This window comes from Plantactinospora soyae, from assembly GCF_014874095.1.
In the GTDB taxonomy this organism is placed as follows: Bacteria; Actinomycetota; Actinomycetes; order Mycobacteriales; family Micromonosporaceae; genus Plantactinospora; species Plantactinospora soyae.
Map to the genome: position 1 here is coordinate 9,656,233 of NZ_JADBEB010000001.1, position 14,388 is coordinate 9,670,620.

At 69.8% G+C, this 14,388-nt stretch carries 14 protein-coding genes; 6 read left to right on the plus strand and 8 right to left on the minus strand.

The window, feature by feature from the left end; translation table 11 throughout:
• The 3 genes from H4W31_RS42120 to hrcA form a co-directional block, all read right to left on the minus strand.
• Positions 1-744, minus strand: a complete 744-nt coding sequence (locus H4W31_RS42120; RefSeq protein ID WP_192771697.1) for a 16S rRNA (uracil(1498)-N(3))-methyltransferase — start codon at positions 742-744, stop codon at positions 1-3.
• A 119-nt stretch (positions 745-863) separates the two neighbouring features.
• Complete coding sequence (dnaJ, locus tag H4W31_RS42125; RefSeq protein WP_192772814.1) at positions 864-2,000, minus strand: molecular chaperone DnaJ; 1,137 nt, start codon at positions 1,998-2,000, stop codon at positions 864-866.
• A 66-nt stretch (positions 2,001-2,066) separates the two neighbouring features.
• Positions 2,067-3,089, minus strand: coding sequence for a heat-inducible transcriptional repressor HrcA (hrcA, locus tag H4W31_RS42130; protein ID WP_192771698.1), 1,023 nt, complete (start codon positions 3,087-3,089; stop codon positions 2,067-2,069).
• A gap of 277 nt (positions 3,090-3,366) precedes the next feature.
• Here hrcA and H4W31_RS42135 point away from each other — a divergent pair, with 277 nt between their 5' ends.
• Entirely contained in the window at positions 3,367-4,008 is a 642-nt protein-coding gene (locus tag H4W31_RS42135) for a DUF4870 domain-containing protein (RefSeq protein ID WP_192771699.1), read from the plus strand.
• A 59-nt stretch (positions 4,009-4,067) separates the two neighbouring features.
• On the opposite strand, the gene hemW is transcribed toward H4W31_RS42135, so the two are convergent.
• Positions 4,068-5,291, minus strand: a complete 1,224-nt coding sequence (gene hemW, locus H4W31_RS42140) for a radical SAM family heme chaperone HemW (protein WP_192771700.1) — start codon at positions 5,289-5,291, stop codon at positions 4,068-4,070.
• A gap of 17 nt (positions 5,292-5,308) precedes the next feature.
• Here hemW and H4W31_RS42145 point away from each other — a divergent pair, with 17 nt between their 5' ends.
• The 3 genes from H4W31_RS42145 (at position 5,309) to H4W31_RS42155 (ending at position 8,216) form a co-directional block, all read left to right on the plus strand.
• Entirely contained in the window at positions 5,309-6,094 is a 786-nt protein-coding gene (locus H4W31_RS42145) for an enoyl-CoA hydratase-related protein (RefSeq protein ID WP_192771701.1), read from the plus strand.
• Positions 6,095-6,204: 110 nt separating this feature from the next.
• Positions 6,205-7,065, plus strand: a complete 861-nt coding sequence (locus H4W31_RS42150; protein WP_192771702.1) for a hypothetical protein — start codon at positions 6,205-6,207, stop codon at positions 7,063-7,065.
• A 239-nt stretch (positions 7,066-7,304) separates the two neighbouring features.
• Positions 7,305-8,216, plus strand: coding sequence for a phytanoyl-CoA dioxygenase family protein (locus tag H4W31_RS42155; RefSeq protein WP_192771703.1), 912 nt, complete (start codon positions 7,305-7,307; stop codon positions 8,214-8,216).
• Between the two features lie 297 nt (positions 8,217-8,513).
• On the opposite strand, the gene H4W31_RS42160 is transcribed toward H4W31_RS42155, so the two are convergent.
• From H4W31_RS42160 to lepA, 4 genes are all read right to left on the minus strand, one after another.
• Positions 8,514-9,350 carry a hypothetical protein gene (locus H4W31_RS42160; RefSeq protein WP_192771704.1) on the minus strand — a complete coding sequence of 279 codons (837 nt, stop codon included), beginning with the start codon at positions 9,348-9,350 and terminating at the stop codon, positions 8,514-8,516.
• A gap of 255 nt (positions 9,351-9,605) precedes the next feature.
• Positions 9,606-9,893: a GlsB/YeaQ/YmgE family stress response membrane protein gene (locus H4W31_RS42165; RefSeq protein ID WP_192771705.1), complete on the minus strand. Its 288-nt coding sequence runs from the start codon at positions 9,891-9,893 to the stop codon at positions 9,606-9,608.
• A 74-nt stretch (positions 9,894-9,967) separates the two neighbouring features.
• The gene (locus H4W31_RS42170; RefSeq protein ID WP_192771706.1) at positions 9,968-10,591 is read right to left on the minus strand and encodes an NUDIX domain-containing protein; all 624 of its coding nucleotides are present in this window, start codon (positions 10,589-10,591) and stop codon (positions 9,968-9,970) included.
• Positions 10,588-12,468, minus strand: coding sequence for a translation elongation factor 4 (lepA, locus tag H4W31_RS42175; RefSeq protein ID WP_192771707.1), 1,881 nt, complete (start codon positions 12,466-12,468; stop codon positions 10,588-10,590). Before lepA ends, H4W31_RS42170 begins: the two co-directional genes overlap by 4 nt.
• Positions 12,469-12,770: 302 nt before the next feature.
• Between lepA and H4W31_RS42180 the strand changes: the two genes are divergently transcribed.
• Entirely contained in the window at positions 12,771-13,754 is a 984-nt protein-coding gene (locus H4W31_RS42180) for a phosphotransferase family protein (protein ID WP_192771708.1), read from the plus strand.
• Positions 13,755-13,905: 151 nt separating this feature from the next.
• Complete coding sequence (gene rpsT, locus H4W31_RS42185; protein WP_192771709.1) at positions 13,906-14,172, plus strand: 30S ribosomal protein S20; 267 nt, start codon at positions 13,906-13,908, stop codon at positions 14,170-14,172.
• Positions 14,173-14,388 lie beyond the last annotated feature (216 nt).

Here is a 14,388-nt window from a genome sequence, read left to right on the forward strand (position 1 = left end):
TCACCACCGGCCGAGGCGGGCCGAGAGTACGGCGAGCGCGGCGACTCCGGCGGTCGAGGTCCGCAACACCTCGGTGCCGAGCCGTACCGGCACCGCCCCGGCCGAGGTCAGCGTCTCCAGTTCGGTGGGCGACACGCCACCCTCGGGGCCGACCACCAGCACGATCCCGCCGGTCGTCGGCAGGTCCACTGTGGCAAGTCGGGGTTCCGCCTCCTCGTGCAGGACGAAGCCAGCCGCCGCCCCGGTGATCCGTGCCGCGACCAGTCGGGTCGACTCGTCCGGTGCCGCCGCGGTTCCGGAGACCACCGGCAGCCAGGGCCGGCGGGCCTGCTTGGCCGCCTCCCGGGCGGTCGTCACCCACCGCTCACGCGCCCGGCCGCCCCGGTCGCCCCGCCACTGCGCGACGGAGCGCTCGGCCGCCCAGGGCACGATCTCGTCCGCCCCGACCTCGGTCATCGCCTGTACGGCCAGCTCGCCCCGATCGCCCTTGGCGATGCCCTGTACGACGACGAGCCTCGGGTCGGGCGGCTCGACGTACCGCCGGGTGGTGACGGAGGCCGTCAGGGTGCCCCGGCCGACGGCGGTGACGACGGCGGTGGCCGTGCCGCCGCGCCCGTCGGCGAGCAGCAGTTCCTCGCCGGTACGCAGTCGTTGTACGGTCGCCGCGTGGTGCCCCTCCGGGCCGTCGAGGGTGACGACGTCATCGGAGGGTAGCGACTCGACCAGGAACAACGGCGCACTCACGGCGAGCAGGTTAGCTCACCGGGGCGTGGCCGTACCCGGGAAGTGGCCCCGACGCGAACCGGCCCGCCGGCCGGACTGGTCGTCCGGTCACGGTCGGCGGGCCGGTCCGGCCGCTGTCGTCAGGCGTGGCCGTTGAAGGCGTCGCGCATCCGGGAGAAGAAGCCGCCCTGCTTGCTCAGCTCGGCGACCTCCTCGCCCCGGGTCTTGGCGAAGTCCCGCAGCATCCGTTCCTGGTCGGCGTCGAGTTTCGTGGGCGTCCGGACGTCGAGGTGGACGTAGAGGTCACCCCGGCCGGTACCGCGCAGGTGCGGTACGCCCCGGGCCCGCAGCCGCAGCGTCGAGCCCGGCTGGGTCCCCGGCTTGACGTCGACCGGCTCGTCGCTGTCCAGCGTCTTGATGGTCAGTCGGGTGCCCAGCGCCGCCGCCGTCATCGGCACCGTCACCCGGCAGTGCAGGTCGTCGCCCTTGCGGGAGTAGACGTCGTGCGGTCGCTCGTGGATCTCGACGTACAGGTCTCCGGCGGTGCCGCCACCGGGGCCGACCTCGCCCTGCTGGGCCAGCCGGATCCGCATGCCGTCCTCGACCCCGGCCGGGATCTTGACGGTCAGCGAACGCCGGGTACGCACCCGGCCGTCACCGGCGCAGGTGGGGCAGGGGTGCGGGACGACCGTGCCGTAGCCCTGGCAGACGGTGCACGGCCGGGACGAGACGACCTGGCCGAGGAAGGTGCGCTGCACCGACTGCACCTCGCCCCGCCCGCCGCACGCCTCGCAGGTGGCGAGGTGGGTGCCCGCCGCCGTACCGGCGCCGGAGCAGGTGGTGCAGAGCACGGCGGTGTCCACCGCGATCGGTGCCTCGACCCCGAACGCCGTCTCCGGCAGGTCCAGTTCGAGCCGCAGGATGGCGTCGGCACCGGGCCGGGTACGGGGTCGCGGTCCCCGAGAGCCACCAGCGGCTCCGAAGAACGCGTCCATGATGTCCTGGAAGCCGACGAACGGTCCGCCGGCGCCCCCCGGGCCCGCGCCGGGGCCGCCGCCCGGAGCGAGCGGGTCCCCACCAAGATCGACAATCTGCCGCTTCTGGTCGTCGGAGAGGACCTCGTACGCGGCGTTGATGTCCTTGAACTTCTCGTGTGCCTCCGGATCCGGATTCACGTCCGGGTGGTACTGCCGCGCCAACTTCCGGTAGGCACGCTTGATCTCGTCGTCGGAGGCGTCCCGGCTGACGCCGAGAATCCCGTAGTAGTCCTTGGCCACTGCGTTCCGTGTCCTCATGTCTGTCTCGCGTTACCGTCCGCCGGTCGTCTCAGGTGAGCTTTGGGGTCAGTTCTGTGCCAGAACGTCGCCGACGTAGCGTGCCACGGCCCGCACCGTGGCGATGGTGCCCGGGTAGTCCATCCGGGTCGGGCCCAGCACGCCGAGGCCGCCGAGGATGGTCGCCCCCGGACCGTATCCGGTGCTGACCACCGAGGTGGCCCGGAGATTGTCTATCTCGTTCTCGTCGCCGATACGGACCTGGAGTGTGTTCGGTTCGACCTCACCGATCAGCTTGAGCAGGATGACCTCCTCCTCCAGCGCCTCGAGGATCGGTCGCAGCGAACCCTGGAAGTCGAGCAGCCCGCCACGGGCCAGGTTGGCGGTGCCGGCCAGGGCGATCCGCTCCTCGTGCCGCTCGACCAGGGTCTCCATCAGCACGGTGGCGAGGGTGGTCATCGCCGGGGACAGGCCCGGCGCCACCTCGTCGATCAGGGCCTGGACCAGCGGCGGGGTCTCGGCCAGCTTCTGGCCGCCGAGCCGCTCGTTCACCAGCCGGCGCAGGTCCGTCACGTCGTCGGCGCTGATCGGTGCCGGCAGTTCGACCAGGCGCTGCTCCACCCGGCCGGTGTCGGCGATCATGACGAGCATCAGCCGGGTCGTGGAGATCGGCACGAGTTCGAGATGCCGCACCGACGACCGGGCCAGGCTCGGGTACTGCACCACGGCCACCTGCCGGGTCAACTGGGCGAGCAGCCGCACCGTGCGGTGCACCACGTCGTCGAGGTCGACCGCGCCGATCATGAAGCGTTCGATCGCCCGGCGCTCGGCCGGGGTGAGCGGCTTGACCCGGGAGAGCCGGTCCACGAAGAGCCGGTAGCCGCGGTCGGTGGGCACCCGGCCGGCACTGGTGTGCGGCTGCCGGATGTAGCCCTCCTCCTCCAGCACGGCCATGTCGTTGCGGACGGTGGCCGGGGACACTCCGAGCTGGTGGCGCTCGACCAGCGCCTTGCTGCCGACCGGTTCCTGGGTGGCGACGTAGTCCTCCACGATCGCGCGCAGCACGTCGAGCTTGCGGTCGTCGAGACCCATCCTCACCTCCCTGCGACGCCCCGGCCCCGGCACCGATACGGCCGGGGCGGCCACGACGGTCGGGCCACGGTTTCCCTGGCACTCGACTGTAGCGAGTGCCAGTCTACGACCAAGGTGTACCGGACGCGATGATCGTTTGGAAGGGCTGCCTGAGCCCGGACAACAGGCTTGCCCGGACACCCTACCCCGGCGGACCTAACAGGCACGGTCGGCTATTGTCCAGATCCGATCGTGGGCGTGGCTGGCGTCACTTGATCCGGGCCCCTACCGTGGCCCCATGACTGAACCACCTCGCCCTCCCGGAGACTACGGCCCGGGTGGTCCGCCACACGATCCGTACTCGCCGGGCGCTCAGCCGCCGACCTCCGGCGGTGGCGCATATCCTCCGCCGACCTCCGGCGGCGGTGCGTACCCCCCGCAGGACGGTTATCCCCCGCAGGACGGTTACCCCCCACAAGGTGGTTACCCGCAGGGTGGTTACCCCCCACAGGGTGGTTACCCGCAGGGCGGCTATCCGCAGGGCGGTTACCCGCCACCCGGTGGCCAGTACGGCGGCCCGGCTCCGGCCGGCTACGCCAACAGCGACGACAAGACCTGGTCCCTGGTCGCCCACTTCGGCGGCGCCGCCGGCGCCTTCGTCGGCGGTGGCGCGGGTGGCTGGATCGCCCCACTGATCGCGTTGCTGGTCCGCGGCAAGGAGTCGCCGACGGCTCGGGCCCACGCGCTGGCGGCCCTCAACTTCCATATCCTCTGGTCGATCATCGCGATCGTCGGTTACATCCTGATCTGCGTCTTCATCGGCATCCTGGTCGTGCTTGCCGCATGGCTCATCGCCTCGATCTTCGGACTCATCGCCGGGCTCAAGGCGGTCAACGGCGAGCTGTACAAGTATCCGATGTCGATCAATATGATCAAGTAGCCAGATCCTCGTCGTGCTGGCGGGGGCCCGGGCGACCGGTCTCCCGCCGCCCCTCGAGGTCAGGGCAGCAGGTCCCGGACGACCGCGTCGGCGAGCAGTCGCCCGCGCAGGGTGAGCACGGCCTGCCCCGAGTCGTACGCCGCCCCGTCCAGCAGTCCGGCGTCGCGGGCCCGGTCCGCACCCGCCCGACCCGGGTCGTCCAGGACCGTCAACGGCAGTCCGGCGGACAACCGCAGCCGCAGCATCACGTCCTCGACCCGCTGCTCCACCGCCGACAGCAGCTCCCGGGCCTGACCGGGGGACGTCCCCGCACCGAGCCGGGCCGCGTACGTCGCCGGGTGCTTGACGTTCCACCAGCGCACCCCGCCGACGTGGCTGTGCGCCCCCGGACCGAGGCCCCACCAGTCCCCGCCGGCCCAGTAGAGCAGGTTGTGCCGGCACCGCGCGGCCGGCGTCCGGGCCCAGTTGGACACCTCGTACCAGGAGAAACCCGCACCGGACAGCGCCTGCTCCGCGGCCAGGTAACGGTCCGCCGCGACGTCGTCGTCCGGGTACGGCAGCTCGCCGCGCCGCATCCGGGCCGCCAACCGGGTGCCGTCCTCCACAATCAGGGCGTACGCGCTGACGTGGTCGACGCCGGCGTCGATCACCGCCGCCAGCGACCCCGCGAAGTCGTCGGCGGTCTCCCCCGGCGTCCCGTAGATCAGGTCCAGGTTGACGTGGTCGAACCCGACCTCCCGGGCCTCCCCGACGGCCTGGAGCGCACGGCCGGCGGTGTGCCGGCGGTCGAGGATCGCGAGCACTCCGGCCGCGGTCGACTGCATGCCGAGGGAGATCCGGTTGTAGCCGGCGGCCCGCAGCTCCTTCAACGACTCCCGGGTCACCGACTCCGGGTTCGCCTCCGTGGTGACCTCGACGTCGCCGGCCAGGCCCCACAGCCGATCGATGCCGTCCAGGATCCGGGCGAGGTCGTCGGCGGGCAGCAGGGTGGGCGTGCCGCCGCCGACGAAGACCGTGTCGACCCGGGCCGGTGGCCGGTCCCCCAGCACCCGACCGGCCAGCGCCAGCTCGGCGAGGACCTGGTCGACGTAGCCGTCTTGGTCCGTGCTTCCCCCGAGTTCACCCGGGGTGTACGTGTTGAAGTCGCAGTAGCCGCACCGGCTCGCGCAGAACGGCACGTGGACATAGACGCCGAAGCCCCGCGCCCCCACGGCGGCGCGGGCGGCGTCGGGCAGCGAGCCGTCGACGGGTACGGGTTCACCCTCTGGGAGCACACCAGGCATGCGACTAGTGTGCCGGCATGACCTCAGCCCCCGATGCGCTCGTCCGGGCGTCGACCACGCACGGAGTGACGACTCTCACCCTGGACAGCCCGCACAACCGGAACGCGCTCTCCACCCCGCTGATGACCCAGTTGCTCGCCGGGCTGGCCGAGGCGGCGGCGGACGACACCGTCCGGGTGGTGGTGCTCTCGCACGCCGGACCGGTCTTCAGCTCGGGCGCCGACCTGAAGGAGACGGCGGCGGCGTACCGGAACGGCGCCGTGCCGGTGGCGATGCTGGGTGACGTGCTGGCGGCGATCTGGGAGTGCCCGAAGCCGGTGGTGGCCCGGATCGGCGGGCCGGCCAGGGCCGGTGGGGTGGGTCTGGTCGCGGCGGCCGACATCGCGATCTGCGCCCAGGAGGCGACGTTCGCCTTCACCGAGGTACGCCTCGGGGTGGTTCCGGCGGTCATCTCCTCGACCGTCCTTCCCCGGCTGCAACCCCGGGCCGCCGCGGAGCTCTACCTGACCGGGGACGTCTTCGACGGGCGCCGGGCGGCCGAGATCGGGCTGGTCACCACGGTGACGACGACCGAGGCGCTCGACGAGACGGTGGCCTCGTACTGCCTGGCCCTGGTCCGGGGCGCGCCGGGCGCGCTGGCCGGCGCCAAGGAGCTGCTGCGGCGTCCGCCGGCCCAGGACTTCCGGACCGGGCTGGCCGGGCTGACCGAGCTGTCGACCCGGTACTTCCACTCGGCGGAGGGTCGGGAGGGCGTCGCCGCGTTCGGTGAGAAACGGCCTCCCCGATGGGTACCCGGGAGCTGAGTGTCCCGGGCGTCGGGACGGCACATTCCGGACCGGATACGACGTTTTGAACCTGCTGTGCCGAAGATTTTGGCCAGCCGACGTACGCTGTGCGCACTATCGGACAGGGGGTGGCGGTGCGGACTCGGGCGATGGTGGCGGCGGGAGTCGCGCTGGCAGCGGTCGCCGGTTTCGGCGTCTACCTGAGCGCCCGCGAGTTCGGGCACAAGCTGCCCCTGCCGCAGGCCGCGCGCGGCTGCGTGGTCGAGGCGGACGGTCGGGTCGCCCTCAACGCCGAACAGATGGCCAACGCGGCGACGATCGCGGCCGTCGGCATCCGGCGCAAGATGCCCGAGCGGGCCGTGGTGGTGGCGCTGGCGACCGCGTTCCAGGAATCCCGGTTGCGCAACCTGGCCGGCGGCGATCGGGACTCGATCGGGCTCTTCCAGCAACGGCCGAGCCAGGGCTGGGGTACGCCGGAACAGATCCGCGATCCCCGTTACTCCGCCACCAAGTTCTACAACGCGCTGCGCAAGGTCCGTGGCTGGGAGCGGATGGAGGTCACCGACGCGGCGCAGAAGGTGCAGCGCTCGGCCTTCCCCCGGGCGTACCAGCAGTGGGCGGACGAGTCGACCGTGCTGACCCGGGCCCTGCTGGGCAACGCCACCGGCGCGGTGGCCTGCACCGTGGGCCGGGAGCCCGCGATGCGCGGGAACGCGGCCGCCGCCGCCCTCACCGCCGGCCTGAAGCTCGACTGGGGCCGGCTGGAGACGTCGGTACCGGCGGAGTTGACCGGCCTGGCCGTGCCGGCCACGGACGTGCAGGCGGGCTGGCGGTACGCACACTGGCTCGTGTCGCACGCCGACGACCACGGGGTGAAGACCGTCCGGTTCGCCAACCTGGAATGGAGCGCGGACGGTGGCGCCTGGTCGCAGGTACGGGGCGACTCGGCCACGCCGAACCAGGTGATCGCCGAGGTCTTCGCCGACTGAACGGTGCCCTGGGGTGGCGACTTTCGCTAACCCGCAGTGATTGCACAAACGGTCATACCGGTAATTTTCGCCCGATCGTCGAACAGTTTTGTTGCGCTCAGTCAAGCTCTCACTGCCCTCCGTACCGCCGGGTCACCCACGCCTATCCACCGGCGGAGCGTGCCGGTCGGCCCCTTGCCAGGAGGGTTAGGATCGGCAGCCTGTGTGCTCAGAAAGAGTTTCACCCTTATGGGGAGGGGATGGACACGGTGTTCGATTACGGCGGCCGGACCGGATACGAGCCGATCAGTGACACGGACCGCAAGGAGTTCCACGAGCAGGGCTTCATGTTGCTCCGCAACGTCCTGACCGAGGACCACCGCGCGGCCCTGGAGGAGGCGGTCGACCGGGTCTACGCCGAGGAGAAGGCCGCCGGCAACACCACCAAGGACGGCACGCTGCACCTGCTCGGCTTCCTGGAGCGGGACGAACTCTTCGGCGAACTGCTCACCCATCCGATCGCCTTCCCCTACATGTGGGGCCTGGCCGGATGGAACATCTACACCCACCACAACCACCTGGACGTCACTCCGCCGGCCCTGGAGCCGGAGAAGCCGTACTGGGGCTGGCACCAGGACGGCTACCGGCAGAACTCGGACCCCGAGACGATGGACCCGAACCTGCCCCGGCCGATGTTCTCGCTCAAGGTCGCCTACGTGCTCTCCGACCTGTCGGAGAAGGGCCGGGGTGCGACCAAGGTGATCCCCGGCAGCCACCTGTGGAACTCGCTGCCGCGCCCGGCCGACCTGTCGGTGCAGAACCCGGATCCCGAGGGCACCGTCGAGATCGCCGCCAACCCCGGTGACGCGTTCATCTTCGACCGGCGCCAGTGGCACTCGCGGTCCACCAACCTGTCCAGCATCACCCGCAAGATGCTCTTCGTCGGGTACACCTACCGGTGGATCCGACCGCTGGACGAGCTGCACCCGGACAAGGACGGCCAGTGGTACGCCAACCGCACGCCCGTACAGCGCCAGCTGCTGGGCGAGGGTACGCACACGGCCAACTACTGGGGCATCAACTGGAACGGCTACGTGGACGACGAGATCCCGCTGCGCAAGGAACTCAAGGAGCGGGGCCAGCTCGACCGCAGCATCCCCTGGCTGCGCTGATCCGCGGCGGCCTGCTGGGCCGTTGAACCGATCCGGCGTACCGGCCCTGTCCCACGGCAATGGACAGGGTCGGTACGCCGGGCATCGTTTAACCCTGGGTAATTCGCGCCACCTCGCCGATAATTCCGGACGGGTCCGGCGCCGATATTGATCGCGACGTTCATTCGTGATCCGCTTTCCGCGCCGGACGGTGCGACGACAATCCGGCGGACCGGCGACCAGCAGCCGATGAACGCGACTGATGATCGATCTGATTCACGTTTTCCGACCGCGTACTCAACGGCGTCGGACAACCGACTAGGTCAGCCGGCCGGACAGCCGGTAGATATCCACGAGAAGATCCCAGAACTCGTCGTTCAGGGGCCGGCCCTTTTCGTCGGTCAGCTGGTGCGCCGGGCACTTCATCGTCGGGGTCGACGGCACGAGCCGGCTGGGCGGAACGCTCGCGAAGCGAATCTTCCGCTGACCCTCGGGGCCGATGGTCCGGAACCTGTCCGGCGCGATCCGGAAGGCGCCGCCCACGATGTCCGTAACGGTGAAGCGGGGATGTTGAATCTCCCTGGGATCGCCCGTCAGGTGCCGCATCCGGACCATCTCCTGCTCGTCGTGCAGGACGGACAGGCTCGCCAGCAGGGGCGTACTGCCCCGGAGCGTCGCCTCCAGCGCCTGGCCGGACAGACCCACGGTGTCCCGCCCGTACGCGAGCGCGGACTCCAGACAGACCAACGCCTCCAGCATGGCCAGGCTGATGTTGCGCTTGAACTTGTGCCGCAGCGAGGTCGCCAGCTCCGTGGCGTCGGCACCGGGCACCGGCACCACCTGGTCTTCCCAGACGACGGCGTCCCGATGTTCGGCCACCACCGCGATCGCGTGATCCAGAATCGCGCTCGGCCGGGCGAAGAGGCCGTCGACGAGATCACGGAATAGTAGGTCGAGCCTTTGCAGGTTATCGACAAGATCGCGCTCCGGTGCGGTGCTCCGCAATTCCGTCAGCGCGAAAGAATCTCGCAGTGCCTGGAACCATTCTTCGACCAGCGGCGTGTATACCTCAAGGTACAGCGCCGCCTTGGGGTGCCGGTACGAGAGCTGTTGGTGTGACACCCTGGTGCTTCCCGGGAAAGATTCCGTGGACACTTACGGAGCGTAACATCTAAGATCATTTGGCGCAAATGTGAACATCACAATCACTACTCTAGGTCGCACCGACCACCTGATCTGCCGATCATCCGATCGTACGACCGTCGTGAATTTAGCGGCTCGGCGCCACCTGCGCCAGACCCGGAACCGGCGGCCCGTACCGGAGGAACGACCTTCGCCGGTTGGCCGGACAAGCACGGGGGCGCCGGCCCGAATCGGCCGGCGCCCCCCGTTGCTCGGAGAGTGGAGTGCTCAGTAACGGCTCACTCGCCGACGTCGACCAGTTCCGGCGACCAGCGCCACCGCCACGGCAGCCAGGACAACCTGGATCAGCAACTCGACCCAGTCGATCCCGGGGGTCGCGGTCGCGATGCCGGAGGCACGGGCGATGACCGTACCGAGCAGTGCGGCACCGACACCGATGAGCATGGTCAACCAGATCGGCATGTCCTGGCGGCCCGGTACGACGAGACGACCGAGTGCGCCAATGACGAGGCCGACGATGAGCGCGGTGATGATACCCCAGACGGTGAGTTCCACGGCCGTCCTCCTTCAATCTGTCACGTTGATGTGGTGACAGCTAGATTCCCGAAGGGGGAAAAGCTCAAACCGACCTAGTGGCACAGACGTCGCGCGGCATCCCGGATCGCCGCATCCATCGTGGCGAAGGCCAGAGGGGGTGGATCCGCCAGAAAGAACCAGGTCAGCTCGGTGGACTCGGTCGGGTCGAGCACGATCTCCGGGGCCGCCAGGGTGGCCAGAAAAAAGCTGTCGAGGACCGGTAGAACCTCGTCCTGGAACTCGTAGCTGCCGACGTACATGCCGACGAAGTCACCGAGGATGACCTCCACGCCCAGTTCCTCGCGAGCCTCCCGTACGGCGGCCTCGGCCGGGTGCTCCCAGCCGTCGCAGAATCCGCCCGGCGTCTCCCAGCGCCCGATCATCGGCTCCGCCGCCCGCCGGAGCGCGAGAAAGCGCGGCCCGGCCTGCTCGAACGGCTCGCCCGGCGCCGACGACCCCGCCGGCTCGGCTGACCCGGCCGGCTCGACGCGCCCGACCGGCACAGACAGCCCGACCGGCGCAGGGGCCGGGTCGAGCACGATCAGTCCCACCGTGGGGCGGGCGTTGACGAAAAGCTGGTACCCGCATCCGACACAGGTCGTCGGGGCGGACGCGGGCAGCGGCGACGCGCACCGGGGGCAGAAGGCGGCGCTGGGGCCGTACCCCCGGGGTGTCACTTCTTGCCGCCGGCCTTGCCGTCCCCGGAGTCGCCGGTGGAGAGCGCCGCGATGAAGGCCTCCTGGGGTACCTCGACCCGGCCCACCATCTTCATCCGCTTCTTCCCCTCCTTCTGCTTCTCCAGCAACTTCCGCTTCCGGCTGATGTCGCCGCCGTAGCACTTGGCCAGCACGTCCTTGCGGATCGCCCGGATGGTCTCCCGGGCGATCACCCGGTTGCCGATCGCCGCCTGGATCGGCACCTCGAACTGCTGCCGGGGAATCAGCTTCTGCAGCTTCGCCGCGATCGAGACGCCGTAGTTGTACGCCTTGTCCTTGTGCACGATGGCACTGAACGCGTCGACCGGTTCGCTGTTGAGCAGGATGTCGACCTTCACCAGGTCGGAGCGCTGCTCGTCGGTGGGCTCGTAGTCCAGCGAGGCGTAGCCCTTGGTACGACTCTTGAGCTGGTCGAAGAAGTCGTAGATGATCTCGCCAAGCGGCAGGGTGTAGCGCAGCTCGACGCGGTCGGCGGAGAGGTAGTCCATCCCCTGGAGCGAGCCGCGCCGCCCCTGGCACAGTTCCATCACCGCGCCGACGTAGTCGTTCGGGGTCAGCACGGTGGCCCGGACCACCGGCTCGTACACCTCGGCCACCTTGCCGGTCGGGTACTCGCTCGGGTTGGTGACCGTCACCTCGGTGCCGTCCTCCAGGGTCACCCGATAGACCACGTTCGGCGCGGTCGAAATCAGGTCGAGCCCGAACTCGCGCTCCAGCCGTTCTCCGATGATCTCCAGGTGCAGCAGGCCGAGGAAGCCGCAACGGAAGCCGAAGCCGAGCGCCGCCGAGGTCTCCGGCTCGTAGTTGAGCGCCGCGTCGTTGAGCTTCAGCTTGTCGAGCGCGTCCCGCAGGGCCGGGTAGTCGGAGCCGTCGATCGGGTAGAGGCCCGAGTAGACCATCGGCCTCGGGTCCTTGTAGCCACCGAGGGCCTCGGTCGCCGGCCGGGTGTTGATGGTGACCGTGTCACCGACCCGCGACTGCCGGACGTCCTTGACCCCGGTGATCAGGTAGCCCACCTCGCCGACCCCGAGCGCCCGGGCCTTCTCCATCTCCGGGGAGACCACGCCGAGCTCCAGCAGCTCGTGCACCGTGCCGAGGGACATCATCTTGATCTTGTCGCGGGCCTCGATCCGGCCGTCGATCACCCGGACGTAGGTCACCACGCCCCGGTACACGTCGTAGACCGAGTCGAAGATCATGGCGCGGGCCGGCGCGGTCGCGTCGCCGACCGGCGGCTTGAACTGCCGGACGATCTCGTCGAGCAGGTACTCGACGCCCTCACCCGTCTTGCCGGAGACCCGGATGCAGTCGTTCGGGTCACCGCCGATCAGGTGTGCCAACTCCTCGGCGTACTTGTCCGGCTGCGCCGCCGGCAGGTCGATCTTGTTGAGCACCGGGATGATGTGGAGGTCGTTCTCCATCGCCAGGTAGAGGTTGGCCAGGGTCTGGGCCTCGATCCCCTGCGCGGCGTCGACCAGCAGGATGGCACCTTCACACGCGGCCAGTGACCGGGACACCTCGTAGGTGAAGTCCACGTGCCCCGGGGTGTCGATCATGTTGAGCACGGCCTGCTCGCCCTGCCGGTCACCCTCGCGGATGGTCCACGGCATGCGGACCGCCTGGCTCTTGATCGTGATGCCGCGTTCCCGTTCGATGTCCATCCGGTCGAGATACTGGGCGCGCATCTGCCGGGGGTCGACCACGCCGGTGAGCTGCAACATCCGGTCGGCCAGCGTCGACTTGCCGTGGTCGATGTGAGCGATGATGCAGAAGTTCCGGATGCGGCCGGGATCGGTGGCACCAGGAGAGTTCGCGCCGGGGTCGGGCGTCGGTGGCACGGCGGTCCGTTCTGCTTGGGCTGACGACGATGGGCCTTCTATGTTCCCATGCCGCCCGGCGGCACCCGGCCGAGGCCGGCGGATCACCACCGCGAGTTCGGTCACGGCCAGACGCCGAACCGGTCACCATGCGATTCCGCACTCACTCCGACCCGGTCGCCACCCGACTCCGACCCGGTTGCCATGCGACTCCGCGCCCGCCGCCGAACCGGTCACCAGGCCCCGAGAGACGAGGGACGAGGCGATCATCTCGGCGAGCCGTTGTCCGGGTACGGCAACCGGGCCAGGGCAGACTTGTCGGCATGGCCGCTATCTCGGTACCGCCCCGACCGTACGACGCCACCGCCGTACGGCCCGGCTGGGCCGACCTTCCGACCGAGCTGCGAGCCGCGATCGACGCCCGGCTGGGGGCCAGGGTCAACTGGGCGAGCACCGCCGGGGGCGGATTCACCCGTGGGTTCGCGGCAGTACTACAGACCGTGGCCGGGGACCGGGTCTTCGTCAAGGCGGCGTCACTGATCGACCAGCGGCACCTGAGCGACTGGTACGCGCGGGAGGCCGCGATCAACGCCGTACTGCCGACCGAACTCGCGGTCGCCCGGCCCCGCTGGACGCTCACCGCCGCCGGTCACTTCGTAATCTGTCTGGACGCCATCGACGGACGAATGCCCGGTCTCCCCTGGGTGCCGGCGGAGCTGGACGCGACCCTGGCGGCGTACGCGACCGTCGCCGAGGCGTTACGCAAGCCCCCGCCCGGCCTGATCGCGCTCGGTGCGCCCCGGCTCGACGAGCTGGTTCGTGCCGATCTCGCCTGGTGGGGCGAGCTGGCCGCCGGCCGCGAGACGCTGCCGAACCTGCCCGACGTGGCCCGGCACCGGCTGCCCGAACTGGCCGCACTGGAGGCCAGGTTGCCCGGGTACGTCGAGAGCACGTCCATGTCGCACGGTGACCTCCGGGTCGACAACGTCCTGCTGAGCGGCTCGGGCACCGCCTGGTTCTGCGACTGGACGTGGCTCTGTTTCGGGCCCGCCTGGTTCGACCTGGCCAGTCTCCTGGTCACCGCGTACGCCAGCGGGCTCGACGCCGACGAACTGTTCGGCAGCCACCCGGCGGCGTACGACGCACCGGCCGACGGCCTGGACGCCGTGCTCGCCGCGCTCTCCGGATACTGGCTGGTACGCGCTGCGGCCGGGCCGAGCACCGCCTCGCCGCACATCCGGGGACATCAGCGGTGGAGCGGGGAGATGGCGCTCGGTTGGCTGGCCGAGCGGCAGGGGTGGGGATGAGCCGTTTTGGCCTCGAAGCCCGCCACCTGGTAACGTAGCTCTTCGCGCGTGCCGACACGGCTGCGTTGTGACCTGCATCGTCGCGCCGCGCATCAAAGCAAACGAAACCCTAGCTACCAGGCTGAGCTAGCTACCAGGACGAGGCTGTCGCGTGGCGAACATCAAGTCCCAGATCAAGCGCAACCGGCAGAACGAAAAGCGCCGGTTGCGCAACAAGTCGGTCAAGTCGTCGCTGAAGACCGCCATCCGTAAGTTCAACGAGGCCAGCGAGAGCGGAGACGCCACCAAGGCGACCGAGCTCATGCGGGACGCCTCGCGCAAGCTCGACAAGGCGGTCAGCAAGGGCGTGATCCACCAGAACCAGGCGGCGAACCGCAAGTCTGCGATCGCCAAGCGGCTGCAGTCGCTCTCCGCCTGACGTAACACCACACACCTGACGCGTGGCCCCGAGCCGGCTGGCTCGGGGCCATCCGTTGTTGCCCCGGGGACTCCGTTCTCGAGAGCTCCGTTCTCGAGAGCTCCGTTCTCGAGAGCTCCGTTCTCGAGAGCTCCGTTCTCGGGGGCTGCATTATCGCCTCGGGGCCATCGTTGCTGTCTTGGGGCTCCTTATCGCCTGGGCTCCTTATCGCCTGGG

Bases quoted from the DNA above. Each gene is read 5' to 3' on its own strand.
- H4W31_RS42180 (WP_192771708.1), top strand. From the start codon at position 12,771: ATGGCCGCTATCTCGGTACCGCCCCGACCGTACGACGCCACCGCCGTA.
- H4W31_RS42135 (WP_192771699.1), top strand. From the start codon at position 3,367: ATGACTGAACCACCTCGCCCTCCCGGAGACTACGGCCCGGGTGGTCCG.
- H4W31_RS42155 (WP_192771703.1), top strand. From the start codon at position 7,305: ATGGACACGGTGTTCGATTACGGCGGCCGGACCGGATACGAGCCGATC.
- H4W31_RS42145 (WP_192771701.1), top strand. From the start codon at position 5,309: ATGACCTCAGCCCCCGATGCGCTCGTCCGGGCGTCGACCACGCACGGA.
- hemW (WP_192771700.1), bottom strand. From the start codon at position 5,291: ATGCCTGGTGTGCTCCCAGAGGGTGAACCCGTACCCGTCGACGGCTCG.
- hrcA (WP_192771698.1), bottom strand. From the start codon at position 3,089: ATGGGTCTCGACGACCGCAAGCTCGACGTGCTGCGCGCGATCGTGGAG.